The organism is Streptomyces sp. NPDC025806 (assembly GCF_055558275.1).
In genome coordinates this window covers 386,286-406,112 of record NZ_JBVHMU010000008.1, presented here as the reverse complement: position 1 = coordinate 406,112, position 19,827 = coordinate 386,286, and the positions used below count along the sequence as shown (strand labels likewise).

The following is a 19,827-nucleotide window of genomic DNA, read 5'->3' as shown; positions in this document are numbered from 1 at the left end:
CGACGATAGGGGTCCATGCGTCACCGTTGCGGCGGCGGCGCGCCTCCCCACTCCCCAACCGCTCACACTCCTGATCGCCGACCACCGAGAGACCGAGCGTGCTCATAAGACTTCTGCGGGCCCACCTCCGCCCGTACAAGAAACCCATCGGGCTGCTGGTGCTGCTGCAGTTCCTGCAGACCTGTGCCTCGCTGTACCTGCCCACCCTCAACGCGGACATCATCGACAACGGTGTCGTCGAGGGCGACACCGGCTACATCCTGACCTTCGGCGCCCTGATGCTCGGCGTCACCGTCGTCCAGGTCGTGTGCAACACGGGGGCCGTGTTCTACGGCGCCCGGACCGCCGCGGCGCTCGGCCGTGACGTGCGGGCCGCCGTCTTCGACCGGGTGCAGTCCTTCTCCGCCCGCGAGGTCGGCCAGTTCGGCGCGCCCTCGCTGATCACCCGGACGACGAACGACGTGCAGCAGGTCCAGATGCTGGCGCTGCTCGCGTTCACGCTGATGGTGTCGGCGCCGATCATGTGCGTCGGCGGCGTCGTCATGGCGCTCGGCCTCGACGTGCCGCTGTCCGGTGTGCTGCTCGCCGTGCTGCCCGTGATGGCGACCGTCCTCACGCTGATCATCCGCAAGATGCGGCCGCTGTTCCGGTCCATGCAGGTCAAGCTGGACACGGTGAACCGGGTGCTGCGCGAGCAGATCACCGGCAACCGGGTCATCCGCGCCTTCGTGCGCGACGACTTCGAGAAGGGCCGGTTCGGCGAGGCCAACTGGGATCTGACGCAGACCTCGCTGGCCACCGGCCGGATCATGGCGCTGATGTTCCCGTTCGTCATGACGATCGTGAACGTCGCCTCGATCGCCGTCGTCTGGTTCGGTGCCCACCGGATCAACAGCGGCGGCATGCAGATCGGTGACCTGACCGCGTTCCTCGCGTACCTCATGCAGATCGTGATGAGCGTCATGATGGCCACCTTCATGTTCATGCAGGTGCCGCGCGCCGAGGTGTGCGCCGAGCGCATCCAGGAGGTCCTCTCGACCGAGTCCAGCGTGGTGCCGCCGGCGCCCGAGACCTCGGTGCGGGAGCTGCTGCAGCGCGGTCACCTGGAGATCCGGGGCGCCGACTTCGGCTACCCGGGCGCCGAGGAGCCCGTGCTGCGCGCCGTCGACCTGGTCGCCCGGCCCGGCGAGACCACCGCGATCATCGGCTCGACCGGCAGCGGCAAGTCGACGCTGCTCGGCCTCGTGCCCCGCCTGTACGACACCACCTCCGGTGCCGTGCTCGTGGACGGCGAGGACGTGCGCGGGATCGACCCCGAGCTGATGGCCCGCACCGTGGGCCTCGTACCGCAGAAGCCGTACCTGTTCTCCGGGACGGTGGCGTCCAACCTCCGCTACGGGCGGCCGGACGCGACCGACGAGGAGCTGTGGCACGCGCTCGGCGTGGCGCAGGCCCGGGAGTTCGTGGCGGCGCTGGAGGGCGGGCTCGACGCGCCGATCACCCAGGGCGGCACGAACGTGTCCGGTGGCCAGCGGCAGCGGCTCGCGATCGCGCGCACGCTCGTGCAGCGGCCGGAGATCTACCTGTTCGACGACTCGTTCTCCGCGCTCGACTATGCGACGGACGCGGCGCTGCGCCGCGCGCTGGGCGACGAGACGGCCGAGTCGACCGTGGTGATCGTCGCGCAGCGGGTCTCCACGATCCGTGACGCCGACCGCATCGTCGTCCTCGACGAGGGCCGCGTCGTCGGCACCGGGCGCCACCACGAGCTGATGGCCGACAACGAGACGTACCGGGAGATCGTGCTCTCCCAGCTGACGGAAGCGGAGGCGGCCTGATGAGTGGGCCGATGGCGGCGCGGATGGCGGCCGGTGGGCCCGGTTCGCGCTCGATGGACTTCAAGGGGTCCGGGAAGCGGCTCCTCAAGCGGCTCGCCGCGCACCGGACGGCGGTGGCCGGCGTGCTGGTCGCCGTGGTGATCAGCGTGGGGCTCTCGGTGGTCGGCCCGAAGATCCTCGGGCACGCCACCGACCTGCTGTTCGGCGGGATCGTCGGCGGGCAGATGAAGCCCGGCGCGACCAAGGAGCAGGTCATCGAGGGCCTGCGGGCCAAGGGCGACGGCGGCATGGCCGACATGCTCGGCGGCGTCGACTTCACCCCCGGCCAGGGCGTCGACTTCGACGCGATCGGGGAGGTGCTGCTGCTCGCGCTCGCCGTGTTCGCGGTGGCCGGCTTCTCGATGATGATCGGCACCCGGCTCGCCAACCGCGCGATCAACCTGGCGGTGGCCAAGCTGCGCGGCGACATGCAGGCCAAGCTGCAGCGGCTGCCGCTGTCGTACTACGACAAGCAGAAGCGCGGCGAGGTGCTGAGCCGGGCGACCAACGACATCGACAACATCGGGCAGACGCTCCAGCAGACGATGGGGCAGATGCTCAACTCGCTGCTGACCATCGTCGGCGTGCTGGTGATGATGTTCTGGATCTCGTGGCTGCTCGCGCTGGTCGCGCTGGTGACGGTGCCGCTCTCGGTGGTCGTCGCGGCGAAGGTCGGCAAGCGGTCGCAGCCGCAGTTCGTGCAGCAGTGGAAGACCACGGGTGTGCTGAACGCGCACATCGAGGAGATGTACACGGGCCACACGCTGGTGAAGGTGTTCGGCCGGCAGAAGGAGTCGGCGGAGCAGTTCGCCGAGCAGAACGAGGCGCTGTACGAGGCCTCGTTCAAGGCGCAGTTCAACAGCGGGATCATGCAGCCGCTGATGTTCTTCGTGTCGAACCTGAACTATGTGCTCGTGGCCGTCGTCGGCGGTCTGCGGGTGGCGTCCGGGTCGCTGTCCATCGGTGACGTGCAGGCGTTCATCCAGTACTCGCGCCAGTTCTCGATGCCGCTGACGCAGGTCGCGTCGATGGCGAACCTGGTGCAGTCGGGCGTCGCCTCCGCCGAGCGGATCTTCGAACTGCTCGACGCCGAGGAGCAGTCGGCGGACCCGGAGGCCCCCGAGAAGCCGGAACGGCTGCGCGGGCACGTCGAGTTCGAGCACGTCGCCTTCCGCTACGACCCGGACCGGCCGCTCATCGAGGACCTGTCGCTGACGGCGGAGCCCGGGCACACGGTCGCCATCGTGGGGCCGACGGGTGCGGGCAAGACGACGCTGGTCAATCTGCTGCTGCGGTTCTACGACGTCACCGGCGGGCGGATCACGCTCGACGGGGTCGACATCGCGGCGATGTCGCGGGACGAGCTGCGGGCCGGGATCGGCATGGTGCTCCAGGACACGTGGCTGTTCGGCGGAACCATCGCGGACAACATCGCGTACGGCGCGGCGAAGGAGGTCACCCGGGAGGACGTCGAGCGGGCGGCCCGGGCGGCGCACGCGGACCGGTTCATCCGGACGCTGCCCGACGGGTACGACACGGTGATCGACGACGAGGGGACGGGGGTCAGCGCGGGTGAGAAGCAGCTCATCACGATCGCGCGGGCGTTCCTCTCCGACCCCGTGATCCTCGTGCTCGACGAGGCGACCTCCTCCGTCGACACCCGCACCGAGGTGCTCATCCAGAAGGCCATGGCGCGGCTCGCCTCCGGGCGGACCTCGTTCGTCATCGCGCACCGTCTCTCGACGATCCGCGACGCCGACACGATTCTGGTCATGGAGGACGGGGCGATCGTGGAGCAGGGCTCGCACGACGCGCTGGTTGCCTCCGGCGGGGCGTATCAGCGGTTGTACGAGGCCCAGTTCGCGCAGGCGGTCGCCGAGGTCGACTAAGCGCCGCGGGGGCGTGGGGAGTTGTTCGGCCACCGGTTCGTCGTGGCTGGTCGCGCAGTTCCCCGCGCCCCTGACGGGGCTCAGTCCAGGTAGCCCCGCAGCTGGTCCGCGAAGGCGTGGTCCCTCAGTTTGTTGAGGGTCTTGGATTCGATCTGGCGGATGCGTTCGCGGGTGACGCCGAAGATGCGGCCTATCTCCTCCAGCGTGCGGGGGCGGCCGTCGTCCAGGCCGTAGCGGAGCTGGACCACCTTGCGTTCGCGTTCGCCGAGGGTGGAGAGGACCGCCTCCAGGTGCTCGCGGAGCAGGAGGAACGCGGCGGACTCGACGGGGCTCGCCGCGTCGCCGTCCTCGATGAGGTCGCCGAGCGCCACGTCGTCCTCCTCGCCCACGGGGGCGTGCAGGGAGACGGGTTCCTGGGCCAGGCGCAGCACCTCGCTGACCCGCTCCTGCGGCAGTTCGAGGTGGGCGGCGACCTCTTCGGGCGTCGGCTCGTAGCCGCGTTCCTGGAGCATCCGGCGCTGGACGCGGACCACGCGGTTGATGAGCTCGACGACGTGGACGGGGACGCGGATGGTGCGGGCCTGGTCGGCGAGGGCGCGGCTCATGGCCTGGCGGATCCACCAGGTGGCGTACGTCGAGAACTTGTAGCCCCGGGCGTAGTCGAACTTCTCGACGGCGCGGATGAGGCCCAGGTTGCCCTCCTGGACGAGGTCGAGCATGGTCAGGCCGCGGCCCACGTAGCGCTTGGCGACGGAGACGACCAGGCGCAGGTTGGACTCGATGAGGCGGCGCTTGGCCATGCGGCCCATGACGACCAGCCGGTCGAGGTCCAGGGCGAGCCCGGAGTCGAGGGCGGCACCCGACGTGAGGCGTTCCTCGGCGAACAGGCCGGCCTCGACGCGGCGGGCGAGCTCGACCTCCTCGGCGGCGCTGAGCAGCGGGATGCGGCCGATCTCGCGCAGGTACTGGCGGAACAGGTCGGACGAGGGTCCGCCGGTGTCGGCGCGGGCGGCGCGCCGGGGCTCGGGCGGATCGGCGGGCACGGTCTCGTCCGGCTCGTCCTGCGGGGCCCCGGTGCCGGCCGCCTCGGGGTGGTGCGCGGAGCGGCTCTGCGAGGGCACCGCGGGGAGCACGTCGTCCGCCGGAGCGGCGGGCGGATCGGCCTGCGCTGTGCTGTCGCTCGGGGTGAGGGTCTGGGTCTGCACGGGGGCGACCTCCAGGTGATCGCTGCTGAGGCGTGCGGCCGAGGGGGCGTCCGTGCTCCGGCCGCGCTCCGGGGACTCAGGCACCGGACTCAGTGTGGGGTACGACACACTCCCGCCACGAGGGGTGTGCGACGACTTTTTGAGTCCGGTGCGTGACCGGACGGTTACCGAGCTGTAGGTTCGGCCGGCCTTCCCCGCGGGGGGCGGGACCAAACGGCGCGTCGGTGCGCGGCCGGGCTACAGGGCCTCGGCGCCGCGCTCGCGCAGGGCCTGGCCGTACTGCTGGAGCACCCACAACTCGTTCTGCACCGCGGCCAGTTGTGCCGGGTCGCCGCCGTTGCCGAGGCGGGTGAGGGTGCCCTGGACGTCGCGGATGCGGCGGTCGACGGCGCGGCGGCGGACCCAGACGAGCTGCTCGCCCGCGTAGGCCTCGTCGACGGTCTTGCGGTGGATGGCCTCGACGGCGAGCTCGGTGACCATGGCGCGCACGGCGTCGTCGGGCGCGGCCTCGCGGACGGCGACGAGATAGGCCTGCGGGTCCTGGACGCCCTGCTCGGCGCCGCCCGCCTCCAGGACGGCCTGCCGCACGGCCGCGTAGGGGGCGGCGGTGAACTCGTCGATGCCGTACGCGTCGAAGGCCGGGGAGACGAGGTGCGGGTGCTGGAGGGCGAGCTTGAGGAGCTCGCGCTCGGTGGCGTAGACGGGGTTGCGCAGGGTGAGGGCGGGGCCGCCGAAGCCGGCGGCGGCGGGCGTGGCCGCGGGCAGGGACGCGTTGCCCCCGCGGGCCGGGGCGGGGCCCTTGCCGCCGCGGTCGCGGGCCCAGCGGGCGATCTGGGCGACGCGCTTGACGACGAACTGGGTGTCGAGGATGCCGAGCATGCCGGCGAGCTGGACGGCGACCTCGTGCTGGGATGCGCTGTTCTTGATCCGGGCGACGACGGGCGCGGCCTCGTCGAGCGCGGCGGCGCGCCCGGCGGGGGTCTCCAGGTCGTAGCGGCTCACGATCTGGCGCAGCGCGAACTCGAAGAGCGGGGTGCGGGGTTCGACCAGGTCGGCGACCGCTTCGTCGCCCTTGGCGAGGCGCAGGTCGCACGGGTCCATGTTGTCCGGCGCGATGGCGATGTAGGTCTCGGCGGCGAACTTCTGGTCGTCCTCGAAGGCGCGCAGGGCGGCCTTCTGGCCGGCGGCGTCGCCGTCGAAGGTGAAGATGACCCGCGCCGACCCGTTGTCCATGAGGAGGCGGCGGAGGATCTTGATGTGGTCGCTGCCGAAGGCGGTGCCGCAGGTGGCGATGGCGATGGGCACCCCGGCGAGGTGGCAGGCCATGACGTCCGTGTAGCCCTCGACGACGACCGCGCGGGAGGACTTGGCGATCTCCTTCTTGGCGAGGTCGATGCCGTAGAGGACCTGGGACTTCTTGTAGATGGGGGTCTCGGGCGTGTTCAGGTACTTCGGCCCGTTGTCGTCCTCGCGCAGGCGGCGGGCGCCGAAGCCGACGACCTCGCCGCCGATGTCGCGGATGGGCCACATGAGGCGCCCGCGGAAGCGGTCGATGGGGCCGCGGCGGCCTTCCTGGGAGAGGCCGGAGAGGGTGAGCTCCTTGTCGGTGAAGCCCTTGCCGCGCAGGAAGCGGGTGAGGTGGTCCCAGCCGGCCGGGCTGTAGCCGACGCCGAAGTGGGCGGCCGCGGCCTGGTCGAAGCCGCGCTCGGCGAGGAACTTCCGGCCGATCTCGGCTTCCGGGGACTCCAGCTGGTCCACGTAGAACTGTGCGGCGATCTTGTGCGCCTCGACCAGGCGGATGCGCTCCCCGCGCTGGTGGGAGGGGTTGTAGCCGCCCTCCTCGTAGCGCAGCGTGATGCCCGCCTGACCGGCGAGGCGCTCGACCGCTTCGGAGAAGGTGAGGTGGTCGATCTTCATCACGAACGTGATGGTGTCGCCGCCTTCCTGGCAGCCGAAGCAGTGGAAGAACCCCTTGCTCGGACTGACCTGGAAGGACGGTGACTTCTCGTCGTGGAAGGGGCACAGGCCCTTCAGGTTGCCGCCGCCCGCGTTGCGCAGTTGCAGGTACTCGGACACGACGGCGTCGATCGGGACCGCGTCCCGAACCGCTTTCACGTCCTCGTCATTGATCCTGCCTGCCACGCGTGAATTCTACGGGCACCGGCGAGAACTCCCTTCACTCCTCCAGCAGGGTGCCCAGCGGCACGGACGGGTCGCCCAGGCGCTCGGCGCCCGGGCGGACGCCCGTGCGGATCAGCTTCTGGATGTGCTCCGTGACGTCCCACACATTCACGTTCATCCCCGCGAGGACGCGGCCGTCCTTGAGCCAGAAGGCGATGAACTCGCGCTTGCCCGCGTCGCCGCGCAGCACGACCTGGTCGTACGAGCCCGGGGGCGCCCAGCCCGAGTACTCCAGGCCGAGGTCGTACTGGTCGGAGAAGAAGTACGGCACCCGGTCGTAGACGACGTCCTTGCCCATCATGGCGCGGGCGGCGGCGGGGCCGCCGTTGAGCGCGTTGGCCCAGTGCTCGACGCGCAGGCGGGTGTCGAACAGGGGGTGCTGGACGGCGGCGACGTCGCCCGCGGCGTGGATGTCGGGGTCGGAGGTGCGCAGCGCGATGTCGACGGCGATGCCGCCGCCGTGCTCGCGGGGCGCCATCTCCAGGCCGGCGGCCTCGGCGAGGGCGGTGCGCGGGGCGGCGCCGATGGCGGCGAGCACGTCGTGCGCGGGGTGCTCCTCGCCGTCGTCGGTGAGGGCCGCGAGGACCATGCCGTCCTGGCCGGTGATCTCGGTGAGCCGGGCGCCGAAGTGGAAGCGGACGCCGTGGTCGCTGTGCAGCTCGGTGAAGATCTGGCCGAGTTCGGGGCCGAGGACCGCGTGCAGCGGGGTGGCCTCGGGCTCGACGATCGTGACCTCGGCGCCGTACTGGCGGGCGGCGGCGGCCACCTCCAGGCCGATCCACCCCGCTCCGGCGATCACCAGGTGCCCGTTGTCCCGGCCGAGGGAGGCGAGGACGTGCTTGAGGCGCTCGGCGTGGGAGAGCCGGCGCAGGTGGTGGACGCCGGCGAGGTGGGTGCCGGGGATGTCGAGGCGTCGGGGCTCGGCGCCGGTGGCGAGCAGCAGCTTGTCGTAGCGCACGGCGGTGCCCTCGCCGAGCTGCACGGTCTTGGCGGTGCGGTCGATGGCGGTGACCGTCTGGCCCAGGTGGAGCTCGATGTCGTTGCTCGCGTACCAGGCCGGTTCGTGGACGAAGACGCTGTCGCGGTCCTCCTTGCCCTGGAGGTAGCCCTTGGACAGGGGTGGGCGTTCGTACGGGTGGTCCCGTTCGTCGCCGATCAGGATGACCCGGCCGGTGAAGCCCTCCGAGCGGAGCGTCTCGGCGGCCTTCGCGCCGGCGAGCCCTCCCCCGACGATGACGAACGTCTGGTCCGCGTCGACCACGTGATTCCTCCTCGTTGCCGAGCCGTCAAGCCCGTCAAGCCGTGCCGTCATATGCGAGCGTCCCGCACGGAGCGTGATGCGGGAAGGGGGCGCGGCCCGATCACAGCACCTTTCTCTCCGTTTTTCAGCGGTTTTCTCCGATTTTTCCTTTGGGGCGGTTTCGGCGCGGCCCGCCGGACCGTCACGCCCAGTGGTCGAGAGCCAGCTTGGTGACGAGGGCGACGACCGTGCAGAGCAGGGCGGCGCGCACGAATCCGGCGCCCCCTCGGATGGCCGTACGGGCTCCGATGGCGCCGCCCGTGATGTTGGCGAGGGCCATCGCGGCGCCGGTCGCCCACAGCACGTGGCCGAGGGAGGCGAACAGGACGAGGGCGCCGAGGTCGGTGCCGACGGAGACCGCCTTGGCGGTGGCCGAGCCCTTGAGGAAGCCGGTGCCGAGCGTGGCGGTGAACAGGGCGACGAGGAGGACGCCGGTGCCGGAGCCGATGGCTCCGCTGTAGTAGCCGATGACGGCGACGGCGCTCAGGGCGCGGCGGCCGGGGCCGCCGGGCCGCTCCCCCGGCCCGTCCGGGGTCCGTCGCCGCACGGCGCCCGCGCCGAACAGGCCCCAGGCGCCGACGGCCAGCAGGGTCACCAGGACCGCCGGCAGGAAGACTCCCTCGGGCAGGTACGAGGCGGTCATCGCGCCCAGCAAGGAGGTCGGGATCCCGATCAGGGCCGCGCGGACGGTGCCCTTGCCGCCCAGGCCCACGCGTCTCGCGTACGTCCACGCCGCGGACGAGGTGCCGGTGATCGCCACCAGCTTGTTCGTGCCGAGCAGCGTCGCCATGGGGGCGGTGGGCAGCAGCACCATCAGGGCCGGTACCTGCACCAGTCCCCCGCCTCCGACCACCGCGTCCAGCCATCCCGCCGCGAGCGCCACCGCGAGCAGCGCGCACCAGTCCACCCCGTCCACGGCCATCCCCCGATATCCCCGTGTCCCGCGTGCTTCCCCGGGCCCAACCGTGCGGTAATAGCGGGGAGTTGTGGGGTAATTCGTCCACAACGCAAAGGGAGCGGGGGGATCCTGGGCGATGCTGCGCATCGAGGTCACCGGGGAGGATCTGGCGCGGGTCCGTGTCGCGCCGGACACCGATCCGCTGTGGGAGATCGTGCTGAGTCTGCATCTGCTGCAGAACCGTCAGGCGGCCGTGGTGTTCGACCCGTGGCGGCGCGAGGTGCGGGCGGCGCTGGCGCGGAGCGGGCTCACGGAGGTGACGGCGGCGCTGATGCGCCTGTCGCCGTGGGCCGCGTACTTCCCGGACTTCCTCACGCCCGGCCAGGGCGACGGCGGTCTGGGGGAGGGGATCGAGGCGGTGCTGAGCACGCCGCGGCGCCGGCTGTCGGCGGAGCTGTCCGAGGTGTACGCGCACGGGCCGGTGCCGCCGGGGGCGCGACGGCTCGCCGAGGGGGACGTGGGGGCACTGGAGCGGCTCGGGCGGGCGCTGCGGGCCTACCACGCGGTCGCGGTCGCCCCGTATCTGCCGGCGATGCGGGGCGCGGTCGCCGACGACCGCTCGGTACGGGCGGACGCGGCGCTGCGCGGCGGCGCGGCCGGGCTCCTGGAGAGTTACGGGCCCACGGTGACGCTGAACGCGGGGGCGCTGGTCGCCGCGTATCCGGTGGCGCGGCGGCTGCCGCTCGGCGGACGTCCGCTGACGATCGTGCCGGGGTTCTTCTGCGTGGTGGCGCCGGTCGTGCTGGCCGACGACTCGCTCGACCCGGTCCTGGTCCACCCGCTGGGCCCGGCCCCGGGCTGGCTGGCCCGCACCCGCGCGCACGGCGCGGTATCGCCACCGGTCGCCCAACTGATCGGCCCGACCCGGGCCTTGGTCCTCGACGCGCTGGACCATCCGCGCACGACCGGCCAGTTGGCGGAGCTGCTCCGGCTGACGGCCTCGACGGCGAGCCGGCACGCGACGGTCCTGCGCGAGGCGGGTCTGGTCGTGTCGGAGCGGCGCGGGAACACGGTGCTGCACCGCAGGACGCCCCTCGGGGACACGGTCATGGACGGAGGGCGGCCGGGAGGGAGCGTGGCGGGGCTCAGGCGCGGGGGGCCGTGAGGGAGGCGTGCAGGGATCGGGCCGTGGCGTCGGTCAGGGAGGCGATCTGGTCGATCACCACGCGCTTGCGGGCCCGGTCGTCGGGGGCCTCGTCGAACAGGGCGCGGAACTGGGGGTCCAGGCCGTCGGGGGCGCGGGCGGTGAGGGCCTCGGCCAGTTCGGCCACGACGACGCGCTGGTCGGCGCGGAGCACCTCCTGCTGGGGGCGCTGCATCACGTAGCGGTCGGCGACGGCCTTGAGGACGGCGCACTCCAGGCGGGCCTCGCGGGGGACGACCAGTTCGGCCCCGTAGCGGGTGAGGCGGCCCGAGCCGTAGCGGGCGCGGGTGGCGCCCTCGGCGGCCAGGCAGAAACGGCCGATGAGCTGGCTGGTGGCGTCCTTGAGGCGGGCCTGCGCGACGGCGGTGCCGTCGTAGCCGTGCGGCCACCACTCCTGGTCGAGGAGCCGGTCGAGGGCGGCGGCCAGCTCGGCGGGGTCGGTGTCGGCCGGCACGTAGCGCCCGACGGCTACCGCGAAGACGTCGGCGCGCTCGGGCTCGGCATGCAGTGCGTTCGGGTCGAGGTGGCCCGCGTGCAGGCCGTCCTCCAGGTCGTGCACCGAGTACGCGACGTCGTCGGCCCAGTCCATGACCTGGGCCTCGAAGCAGGTGCGCCGGCCGGGCGAGGCCTCCCGCACCCAGTCGAAGACCGGCCGGTCGTCCTCGTACACACCGAACTTGGGCGAGTCGGGGTCGGTGGGGTGGGCGCCGCGCGGCCACGGGTACTTGGTGGCGGCGTCGAGGGCTGCGCGGGTCAGATTGAGTCCTACGCTGACGAGTTCGCCGGTGCCGGGGGCGTGGACGAAGCGCTTGGGCTCGATGCGGGTGAGCAGGCGCAGCGACTGGGCGTTGCCCTCGAAGCCGCCGCAGTCCCCGGCGACCTCGTTGAGCGCCTGCTCGCCGTTGTGTCCGAAGGGCGGGTGGCCGAGGTCGTGCGAGAGGCAGGCCGTCTCGACGAGGTCGGGGTCGCAGCCGAGCGCCGCGCCGAGCTCCCGGCCGACCTGGGCGCACTCCAGGGAGTGGGTGAGGCGGGTGCGGGGGCTGGCGTCCCAGTGCCGGCTGCGGGTGCCGGGCGTGACGACCTGGGTCTTGCCGGCGAGGCGGCGCAGCGCGGCGGAGTGCAGGACGCGGGCGCGGTCGCGCTGGAACGCGGTGCGGCCGGGGCGCTTGTCGGGCTCGGGGGCCCAGCGCTCGGCCGCGGCGGGGTCGTAACCGGTGTCGGTGTCGATGCCTGTGTCGTGCGGGCCGTTCGTGTTGCTGCGTTCCATGGGGCGACAGTAGACGCCGCCACTGTCAGGCGGTCGCCAGATCGGGCAGCGCGGAGTGCGGGGCGGTCTGCGGGGCGCCGGTCAGCGCCGTGTCGTAGCGGTGCAGGACCAGGCGGGCGAGGGCCGGATGGGTGCCGAGGGGGGCCGCCGCGATGCCGGGGGCGGCGGTCGCGGCCTGGGTGGCGAACCGGCCCGGGGCCGTGAAGTACGCGGCGACCGCCGTACGGGTCCTGCCGCGGGCGGCGAGGGCGCGGACGGCCGCCGGGACGTCGGGGGCCTCGGCCGAGCCCGGGTGGGCCGGGACGACGGGGACGCCGAGGCGGTGGGCCAGCAGGTCGGCGGTGCGGCGGATGTCGGCGGCGGCGTCGGGGTCGCGGGAGCCGGCGGCGGCGAGCACGACGCCGCTGCGGCGGCGGGCCCGCTCGGACTGCTGCGCCGGCCAGCCGGCCTCGACGAGACGGTCGTGCAGGGCGTCGACGAGGAGGGGGTGCGGGCCGAGGGGGGCGGCGACGCGGGTGCGGAGGTGCTCCGCGGCGTCGGCCGCGCCGGGGATGTCGTGCTTGACGTGGTGGCCGCGGGAGAGGAGGAGGGGGACGAGGACGGCTCGGCCGGGGCGCATTCGGGCGAGGGTGTCGGTGAGCAGGGGCTCGTTGAGTTCTATGTGGCCCAGGTGGACGGGGAGGGCGGGGCGGAGTTCCCGGATCCGCTGGGCCAGGGCGGTGACGGTGGTGAGGGCGCGGGGGTCCCGGCTTCCGTGGGCCACGAGGACGAGGGCGGGTGGTTTCCTGCGGCCGCTCAGGGAGACGTGGCTGAGCTGGGTGCCGAGCTGGTCGCTGATCATGGTGAGGAGTCCTGCCGTGCTGGTGGTGCCCGTGCGGGTGAACTCGTCCGTCATGGAGCGATCGTGCCGGGTGGGGGTTGCCGTGTTGTTGCGGGGCGGTGACGAGTGGTTGCCGCGGGTTCACTGTGTGGCGTGTTCATGGGTGAGCGGCGCCTCTGCTCCGGTGGCCCCGGCACCGCCGTGGCGTGATCGCTCTCGTCGCGGGCCGCCGGCCGGTGGGGCTTCTCGCGCCCCGCGGCGCAGCCGCTGATGTCACAGCCCCGCGCCCCTGACGGGGCGCACCTGCCCCGCGATATCGCCTTGCCCCAGCCCTGCCCCGCCCATCCGCCCGGCGTCCCGCCTCGGGCAGCACCGCCGTGGTGTGCTCGCCATCGTCCCGGACCGCCGGCCGGTGGGGCTTCTCGCGCCCCGCGGCGCAGCCGCTTATGTCACAGCCCCGCGCCCCTGACGGGGCGCATCTGCCCCCCCCCGATCGCGCCTTACCCCAGCCCACCAAGCGGCGGAGCCGCATGTCGACGCCGCGTCGCGGACTCGGGGCGAACCTTCTCGGGGGTTGTGGCGTCTGGGTCGGTGAGAGGGAAGTTCCGTCGGCTCGTCTGAGGAGAGAGTCACCTTTGAAGCTGGCCGGAGTCAGGGTGCGGGTGCCGCGGAGCACTCGGGGGCGGCGGGTCGCCGTGCAGGTCGTCATGGGGCTGTGCGTGCTCGCGCTTCTGCCGGCGACGTGGCTGTTCACGTCGACCGGTGACCGGGTCAAGGGGCTCGGGGACGTGCCCCGTACCGACGTGGCCGTCGTGTTCGGCGCCGGGCTGTGGGACGGGGAGCCCTCTCCCTATCTGGCGCACCGGCTCGACGCCGCCGCGGAGCTGTACCGTACGGGCCGTGTCCGGGCCGTCCTGGTCACCGGCGACAACAGCACCGAGGACTACGACGAACCCGACGCCATGCGGGACTACCTGACCCGGCACGGCGTTCCGGGTCGCGCCGTCGTGAGCGACTACGCCGGGTTCGACACCTGGGACTCCTGCGTGCGGGCCCGCAAGATCTTCGGGGTGCGCCGCGCGGTCCTGGTCAGCCAGGGCTTCCACATCCGGCGGGCGCTCGCCCTGTGCGAGGCCGCCGGCGTGTCCTCGTACGGCGTCGGCGTGGACGAACGGCACGACGTGACCTGGTACGCGGGCGGCGCCCGGGAGGTCCTCGCGGCGGGCAAGGCGGCCCTGGACGCGGTCGTCCGCCCCGACCCGCACTTCCTCGGCCCGCGCGAGAGCGGCATCACGGACGCCCTGCGCCGCTGACCTCACGACCGGCCCCCGGGCGCGGGGAGGACCGCGTACCCCGTGCGTAACCGCCCCGCCCCTCACCGCGTAACAACGGGCCCGCACGCTGGCCCGTATGCACACGGTCACCGCCTCCGAGCCGCCCGCCGCCACGCCCACGCACTGCCCGTACTGCGCGCTGCAGTGCGGGATGCGGGTCGCCCCGGACGCCACGGTGAGCGGGCGGGAGGACTTCCCGGTGAACCGGGGCGCCCTGTGCGGCAAAGGGCAGAGCGCCGCCGAGGTGCTGTCGTCCCGGGTGCGGCTCACCGGCCCGCTCCTGCGCAGCGCCACGACGGGCCGCCTGGAACCGGCGGGCTGGGACGAGGCTCTGGACACGATCGCCGCGGCCCTCGACCGGGCCCGCACCGCGCACGGCCCGGACGCGAACGCCGTGTTCGGCGGCGGCGGACTCACGAACGAGAAGGCGTACGCGCTCGGCAAGTTCGCCCGCACGGTGCTGCGGACCTCGCAGATCGACTACAACGGCCGGTTCTGCATGTCGTCGGCGGCGGCGGCCGGGCAGCGGGCCTTCGGGATCGACCGGGGCCTGCCGTTCCCGCTCGCGGACATCCCGCACACCGGCTGCGTGCTCCTGGTCGGCTCGAACCCGGCCGAGACCATGCCGCCCGCCCTGCGCTATCTGACCGAACTGAAGGCCAACGGCGGCACGTTGATCGTCGTGGACCCGCGCCGCACCCGTACCGCCGAACTCGCCGACCTGCACCTGGCCCCGCGCCCCGGCACGGATCTCGCACTCGCCCTCGGCCTGCTGCACCTCGTGGTGGCACAGGGCCGCACCGACGAGGCGTACATCCGGGAGCGGACCTCGGGCTGGGAGGGGGCGCGGGCCGCCGCGATGGCGCACTGGCCGGAGTACGTGGAGCGGGTCACCGGGGTGCCGGTGCCGCGGCTGCGCGAGGCGGTCGACCTGTTCGCCGGGGCCGGTGAGGCCATGGTGCTGACCGCGCGCGGGCCCGAGCAGCAGGCCAAGGGCACGGACACGGTCTCCGCGTGGATCAATCTGGCCCTCGCCACCGGCCGCCCGGGCCGCCCGCACTCCGGTTACGGCTGCCTCACCGGCCAGGGCAACGGGCAGGGCGGTCGCGAACACGGTCAGAAGGCCGACCAGTTGCCCGGCTACCGCAAGCTCGCCGACCCGGCCGCCCGCGCCCATGTCGCCGGGGTCTGGGGCGTGGACCCGGAGTCGCTGCCGGGCCCCGGCCGCTCCGCGTACGAGCTGCTCGACGCGCTCGGCGGTGACATCCGCGCGCTGCTCCTGATGGGGTCGAACCCGGTCGTCTCGGCGCCCCGCGCGGCCCACGTCGAGCAGCGGCTGCGCTCGCTCGATTTCCTCGCCGTGGCCGACGTCGTCCTGTCCGAGACCGCCGAACTCGCGGACGTGGTGCTGCCGGTGACGCAGTGGGCGGAGGAGACCGGCACGGTCACGAACCTGGAGGGCCGCGTGCTGCTGCGCCGCCGCGCCCTCACCCCGCCGGACGGCGTCCGCTCCGACCTCGAAGTGCTCCGCGAACTCGCCGCGCGTCTCGCCCCCGACCTGGAGAAGGGGTTCCCGGCCAACCCCGAGGAGGTCTTCGGCGAGCTGCGCCGCGCCTCCGCGGGCGGACCGGCCGACTACGCGGGCATCTCCTACGCGCGCCTCGCCGAGGGCGACGGCGTCTTCTGGCCCTGCCCGGACCCGGCCGGCCCGGGCACGCCCCGCCTCTTCCTCGACCGGTTCGCGCACGAGGACGGCCGGGCCCGGTTCGTCCCGGTGACGCACCGTCCGGCCGCCGAGGAGCCCGACGCGGAGTACCCGGTGCATCTGACGACGGGGCGGGTCGTCGCCCAGTACCAGTCGGGCGCCCAGACCCGACGGGTCGACGAGCTGAACCGGGCGGCCCCGGGCCCCTTCGTCGAGCTGCACCCCCGGCTCGCGGCGCGGCTCGGCGTGGCCGAGGGCGAGGACGTGGCGGTGGTCTCGCGGCGTGGTCGCGCGGTCGCCCCGGCCCGGCTGACGCCCGGCATCCGCCCCGACACGGTCTTCATGCCCTTCCACTGGCCGGGCCCCGGCCGGGCCAACACCCTGACCAATCCGGCCCTCGACCCGACCTCACGCATGCCCGAGTTCAAGGTGTGCGCGGTACGGGTCGAACGGGTGTAGCGACGTCGCCGGGTGCGGTGCGGGTCCGGTGGGGCCTCGCCTTTCGTCTGCCGAGTGACCCTGCGTGGGCGACTGCGGGTGCGTCGTGGCTGGTCGCGCAGTTCCCCGCGCCCCTGAAATGCAGACCCTTCGGGTCGCATTTCCCCGATGGGGCACCGCCCCGATGGAGATCGCGCACGAAGTGCGCATCTCCAGGGGCGCGGGGAACTGCGCGAGAAGCCCCACCGGGCGGCACTCGGCGACGAACCCGCCGGAGCTACGGTTCAAGCCGTCTCGCCCCGCACCCAACCGAGGTAGCCGGGGGCACCCCTGACGACCGGCACGGCCACGATCTCGGGCGTGTCGTAGTCGTGGTGGTCCGTCAGCCACCGTTCCAGCTCCGGGTACCGCGCGGCGGTCGTCTTCAGAAGGACCTGGTACTTCCGGGCCGTCTCGACCGCCCCCTCCCACCGGTACACGGACGTCACCGCCGCGGACACCTGCGCGCACGCCGCGAGGCGGGCCTCGACGGCGCCGCGGGCCAGGGTGTCCGCCCGGTCCGGGGCGTCCGTCGTCGTCAGTACGGTCAGCACGGTCTCGTCGGTGATCTCCACGCCCCCATTGTGACCTCCGCGCCCCGCGCCGCCGCCTGACGGAGTGTCCGGTCACCCGGTCGTACGCCCGCGCCGCGCCCCACGCTCCACATCCCCCGACACGCCGATGACCTGCGACGACGCACCCGTCACCCCGTCAGAACCCCTGCCCGACCCCCCTATCTGACGCCGCATCAGCAGGCGTACCGCGGCGACTGGTACTTACCTCGGTCTTGCAGGGCGCGTCCGACGCCCGCGAAGGAGCTCCACGATGCGCACAGGCCGACCGCTGACCGCCGCCGCGTTCGCCGTCGCCCTCGCCGGTCTCGGCGCCGCCCCGGCCGCCGCCGCGCAGGGCGGGCTCGAGGTCTACCCCGCGACGGCCGCCCCGGGCACCACGGTCACCGTGGACACCACCGCGTGCGGCACCCGGGGCACGGCGGCCGGTGACGCCCGCACGGTCGGCGCGGGCGCGTTCACGCTCGCCCCGGCCTCGGACGGCGACAACGCGGCGGGACACTTCGCGGTGCCCGCGTCCGCGCAGCCCGGCACGTACGAGATCGTCGCGAAGTGCGCCGGCGGCACGCGCGTCACCGGCGATCTCATCGTGTCCCTCGCCCAGGCCGGCACACCGGGTGCGCAGATGCCGAAAGGCCATGTGAAGACGGGGGTCGGCGGCACGCTCGGACCCGACCCCGTGCAGACCGCGGCGGGCGTGGCGGCTCTGGCCGTCGCCGCCGCGGGCGGTACCTGGCTCCTGCATCGCCGGGCGAGAGGCGAGGGGATCTGAAGGGATCCGCAGGAGTCACCACGGACGGACCGGGTCGCGGACATCCTCCGCCGTCCGTGACCCGCCCGCCCACCGGTACCGCCAGTCCCCACCCCTCCGGCCGCAGCCCCTCGCGGACCGGAGGGGCGGGCGACGTTCGTCCCAGGAGGTCCCGTGCGATCGCGCAAGGCCGTCAACTCCGCGATAGCGACCGTCACCGTGCTCTCTCTCGGCACCGGGGCGTGGCTGCTGTCCACCAACTCCGGCGGGCACCCGCCCCCGCAGCCGTCCGCGGCGCAGGCCCGTCCGGGCACCGACCGGTACGCCCCGCCCGGCGCGGCCCCGCTGTCCCCGTCCCCGCCGGACCGCATCCGCATCCCGTCCATCCGGGTCGACGCACCGCTCATGGGGCTGCGGCTGACCCGGAGCGGCAGCCTCGACGTGCCGCCGCCGCAGAAGAAGAACCTGGCCGGCTGGTACGAGGCCGGGACGACGCCGGGTGAGACGGGTACGGCGGTGGTCGCCGGGCATGTCGACAACGCCGACGGGCCCGCCGTCTTCTACGACCTCGGGGCGCTCACCCGGGGCCGCACGATCGAGGTCGACCGGCGGGACGGTTCCGTGGCCGTCTTCACGGTGGACTCCGTCGAGGTCTACGACGCGAAGTCCTTCCCGGACCGGACCGTGTACGGGGCGAGCCGGCGCCCCGAGCTGCGGGTCATCACGTGTGGCGGCCGCTACGCGCGGGGCACCGGGTACGAAGGCAACGTAGTCGTCTTCGCCCACCTGACCTCCAGCCGATAGTCGTACGTCGACCGCGGCCCGGTGGGGGCTGGTCGCGCAGTTCCCCGCGCCCCTGAAATGCAGACGCTTCGCGTCGCATTTCCCCGATGGGGCACCGCCCCTATGGAGATCGCGCACGAAGTGCGCATCTCAGGGGCGCGGGGAACTGCGCGATCAGCCACGACGGTGGGAGAGCCGCCCGCGACGAGGAACCCGGCAGACGAGAAGGCGCCCCCGGCGCCGCCTCACACAGCCCCGAACCACCCGCGGAGCACCCCGTACCGCGGGAGAAACCGACGGGACGCCCCCGAGAAACACCCACCCCGCACGCTGAACCGCATGCCCGCACCGACCCCCCGCCCAGTGATCATCGGCACCGGCCTCGCCGGTACCCGCCTGGCCCAGCGCCTGGGCGAGGACGCCGTGCTCATCGGCGAGGAACCGCACGCCCCGTACAACCGCGTGCTCCTCGCCGAGGTCCTGGCCGGCACGTACGCCCCGGACGTCATCGCCCTCCCCCGCACCCCCGCCTCCCCCCTGCGCACCCGCGCCGTCCGGATCGACCGGGAGCGCCGCGTGATCCAGTGCGAGAACGGCACCGAGGTCCCGTACGAGACCCTGGTCCTGGCCACCGGCTCGAACCCGGTGCTGCCCCCGCTGCGCGGCCTCTTCGCCCCCGGCGCCACCGAACTCCCCCTCGGCGTGCACGCGTTCCGCACGATGGACGACTGTCTCGCCCTGTCGCGGGCCGTCACCGAGGGCACCCGCGCGGTCGTCATCGGCGGCGGGCTGCTGGGCGTGTCGGCGGCCCGCGCGCTGGCCCGGCGCGGCGCCCAGGTGGTGCTGACGCAGCAGGCGGAGCGGCTGATGGAGCGCCAGCTGGACCCCCGGTCGAGCGCGCTGGTCCACCGGCACCTCGCCGAGCTGGGCGTCGAGATCCACACCGAGTGCCGGGTGCGTGGCGTCCGCGTCGAGGACGGGCACGTCCGCCGCGTCGAACTGCACGACGGCTTCATGCTCGACACCGACGTCACCGTGCTGGCCTGCGGGGTCCGCCCCCGCACCGGCCTCGCGCAGGCCGCGGGCCTCGACGTGCGCAAGGGGATCGTCGTCGACGACGAGCTCCGCACCAGCGACCCGCACATCCGCGCGGTCGGCGACTGCGCCCAGCACGCCGGCACGGTCTACGGCCTGGCCACCCCCGCCCTCGAACAGGCGGACACGCTCGCGGCGCTGCTGACCGGCGCCGAGGCCGCGTACACCGGCACCCGCACCCTGACCCGGCTCACGCTCCCGCACGAGGCCGGTCCCCTGGACCTCGCCGCGTTCGGTGAGCCCGACCCGCTGCCCGGCGACGACGTCGTGCAGCTCACCGACGCCACCCGCGGCACGTACCGCAAGGTCGTGGTCCGCGGCGACCGGCTGGTCGGCGGCGTCCTGGTCGGGGAGCTCGCCAGCGTCGGCGCGCTCGCCCTCGCCTGGGAGGCGAACGAATCCCTGGCCGCCGACGACGCCGTCGGCGCGCCACTGCTCCATCTGCTCACCCACGACGGAGGCCTCTGAC

At 73.5% G+C, this 19,827-nt stretch carries 15 protein-coding genes; 8 read left to right on the top strand and 7 right to left on the bottom strand.

The genetic code is table 11. The features are described from left to right. Nucleotides 1–98 precede the first annotated feature (98 nt). Nucleotides 99–1,838, top strand: a complete 1,740-nt coding sequence (locus ACZ4E1_RS21215) for an ABC transporter ATP-binding protein (RefSeq protein ID WP_467541314.1) — start codon at nt 99–101, stop codon at nt 1,836–1,838. Continuing rightward, nucleotides 1,838–3,766, top strand: a complete 1,929-nt coding sequence (locus ACZ4E1_RS21210; RefSeq protein WP_467541312.1) for an ABC transporter ATP-binding protein — start codon at nt 1,838–1,840, stop codon at nt 3,764–3,766. Before ACZ4E1_RS21215 ends, ACZ4E1_RS21210 begins: the two co-directional genes overlap by 1 nt. Before the next feature lie 80 nt (nt 3,767–3,846). On the opposite strand, the gene ACZ4E1_RS21205 is transcribed toward ACZ4E1_RS21210, so the two are convergent. The 4 genes from ACZ4E1_RS21205 to ACZ4E1_RS21190 all read right to left on the bottom strand — a co-directional run bounded on the left by ACZ4E1_RS21205 (nt 3,847) and on the right by ACZ4E1_RS21190 (nt 9,374). After that, the gene (locus ACZ4E1_RS21205; RefSeq protein WP_467541310.1) at nt 3,847–5,055 is read right to left on the bottom strand and encodes an RNA polymerase sigma factor; all 1,209 of its coding nucleotides are present in this window, start codon (nt 5,053–5,055) and stop codon (nt 3,847–3,849) included. Between the two features lie 153 nt (nt 5,056–5,208). Beyond that, the gene (gene dnaG, locus ACZ4E1_RS21200; RefSeq protein WP_467541308.1) at nt 5,209–7,113 is read right to left on the bottom strand and encodes a DNA primase; all 1,905 of its coding nucleotides are present in this window, start codon (nt 7,111–7,113) and stop codon (nt 5,209–5,211) included. Between the two features lie 34 nt (nt 7,114–7,147). After that, complete coding sequence (locus tag ACZ4E1_RS21195; protein ID WP_467541306.1) at nt 7,148–8,413, bottom strand: NAD(P)/FAD-dependent oxidoreductase; 1,266 nt, start codon at nt 8,411–8,413, stop codon at nt 7,148–7,150. Nucleotides 8,414–8,594: 181 nt separating this feature from the next. After that, nucleotides 8,595–9,374 carry a sulfite exporter TauE/SafE family protein gene (locus ACZ4E1_RS21190; RefSeq protein WP_467541304.1) on the bottom strand — a complete coding sequence of 260 codons (780 nt, stop codon included), beginning with the start codon at nt 9,372–9,374 and terminating at the stop codon, nt 8,595–8,597. 112 nt (nt 9,375–9,486) lie between these two features. Here ACZ4E1_RS21190 and ACZ4E1_RS21185 point away from each other — a divergent pair, with 112 nt between their 5' ends. Beyond that, nucleotides 9,487–10,515, top strand: coding sequence for an ArsR/SmtB family transcription factor (locus ACZ4E1_RS21185; RefSeq protein ID WP_467541302.1), 1,029 nt, complete (start codon nt 9,487–9,489; stop codon nt 10,513–10,515). On the opposite strand, the gene ACZ4E1_RS21180 is transcribed toward ACZ4E1_RS21185, so the two are convergent. Both ACZ4E1_RS21180 and ACZ4E1_RS21175 read right to left on the bottom strand, forming a co-directional pair. Next, nucleotides 10,496–11,821 carry a deoxyguanosinetriphosphate triphosphohydrolase gene (locus ACZ4E1_RS21180; protein WP_467541300.1) on the bottom strand — a complete coding sequence of 442 codons (1,326 nt, stop codon included), beginning with the start codon at nt 11,819–11,821 and terminating at the stop codon, nt 10,496–10,498. The two genes, ACZ4E1_RS21185 and ACZ4E1_RS21180, sit on opposite strands and share 20 nt — an antisense overlap. 25 nt (nt 11,822–11,846) lie before the next feature. Further along, nucleotides 11,847–12,716, bottom strand: a complete 870-nt coding sequence (locus ACZ4E1_RS21175; RefSeq protein ID WP_467541298.1) for a sirohydrochlorin chelatase — start codon at nt 12,714–12,716, stop codon at nt 11,847–11,849. Between the two features lie 632 nt (nt 12,717–13,348). Here ACZ4E1_RS21175 and ACZ4E1_RS21170 point away from each other — a divergent pair. Both ACZ4E1_RS21170 and ACZ4E1_RS21165 read left to right on the top strand, forming a co-directional pair. Beyond that, entirely contained in the window at nt 13,349–13,954 is a 606-nt protein-coding gene (locus ACZ4E1_RS21170; protein ID WP_467541349.1) for a SanA/YdcF family protein, read from the top strand. 97 nt (nt 13,955–14,051) lie between these two features. After that, entirely contained in the window at nt 14,052–16,139 is a 2,088-nt protein-coding gene (locus ACZ4E1_RS21165; protein ID WP_467541296.1) for a molybdopterin oxidoreductase family protein, read from the top strand. Nucleotides 16,140–16,402: 263 nt separating this feature from the next. On the opposite strand, the gene cutA is transcribed toward ACZ4E1_RS21165, so the two are convergent. Continuing rightward, nucleotides 16,403–16,726 (bottom strand): divalent-cation tolerance protein CutA, encoded by a 324-nt coding sequence (cutA, locus tag ACZ4E1_RS21160; protein WP_467541347.1) that lies wholly within the window; start codon nt 16,724–16,726, stop codon nt 16,403–16,405. Between the two features lie 256 nt (nt 16,727–16,982). Here cutA and ACZ4E1_RS21155 point away from each other — a divergent pair, with 256 nt between their 5' ends. From ACZ4E1_RS21155 to ACZ4E1_RS21145, 3 genes are all read left to right on the top strand, one after another. Beyond that, on the top strand, nt 16,983–17,501 hold the full coding sequence (locus tag ACZ4E1_RS21155; protein ID WP_467541294.1) for a hypothetical protein: 519 nt from the start codon (nt 16,983–16,985) through the stop codon (nt 17,499–17,501). Between the two features lie 153 nt (nt 17,502–17,654). Then, nucleotides 17,655–18,284, top strand: a complete 630-nt coding sequence (locus tag ACZ4E1_RS21150; RefSeq protein ID WP_467541292.1) for a class F sortase — start codon at nt 17,655–17,657, stop codon at nt 18,282–18,284. 318 nt (nt 18,285–18,602) lie between these two features. Then, nucleotides 18,603–19,826 carry an NAD(P)/FAD-dependent oxidoreductase gene (locus ACZ4E1_RS21145; RefSeq protein WP_467541290.1) on the top strand — a complete coding sequence of 408 codons (1,224 nt, stop codon included), beginning with the start codon at nt 18,603–18,605 and terminating at the stop codon, nt 19,824–19,826. The last annotated feature ends 1 nt before the right edge of the window (nt 19,827 follow it).

Excerpts from the sequence above, each read along its gene's own strand:
- ACZ4E1_RS21185 (WP_467541302.1), top strand. The coding sequence starts at position 9,487 with ATGCTGCGCATCGAGGTCACCGGGGAGGATCTGGCGCGGGTCCGTGTC.
- ACZ4E1_RS21165 (WP_467541296.1), top strand. The coding sequence starts at position 14,052 with ATGCACACGGTCACCGCCTCCGAGCCGCCCGCCGCCACGCCCACGCAC.
- ACZ4E1_RS21145 (WP_467541290.1), top strand. The coding sequence starts at position 18,603 with ATGCCCGCACCGACCCCCCGCCCAGTGATCATCGGCACCGGCCTCGCC.
- ACZ4E1_RS21180 (WP_467541300.1), bottom strand. The coding sequence starts at position 11,821 with ATGGAACGCAGCAACACGAACGGCCCGCACGACACAGGCATCGACACC.
- ACZ4E1_RS21175 (WP_467541298.1), bottom strand. The coding sequence starts at position 12,716 with ATGACGGACGAGTTCACCCGCACGGGCACCACCAGCACGGCAGGACTC.
- ACZ4E1_RS21155 (WP_467541294.1), top strand. The coding sequence starts at position 16,983 with ATGCGCACAGGCCGACCGCTGACCGCCGCCGCGTTCGCCGTCGCCCTC.
- ACZ4E1_RS21170 (WP_467541349.1), top strand. The coding sequence starts at position 13,349 with ATGGGGCTGTGCGTGCTCGCGCTTCTGCCGGCGACGTGGCTGTTCACG.
- ACZ4E1_RS21190 (WP_467541304.1), bottom strand. The coding sequence starts at position 9,374 with ATGGCCGTGGACGGGGTGGACTGGTGCGCGCTGCTCGCGGTGGCGCTC.
- ACZ4E1_RS21210 (WP_467541312.1), top strand. The coding sequence starts at position 1,838 with ATGAGTGGGCCGATGGCGGCGCGGATGGCGGCCGGTGGGCCCGGTTCG.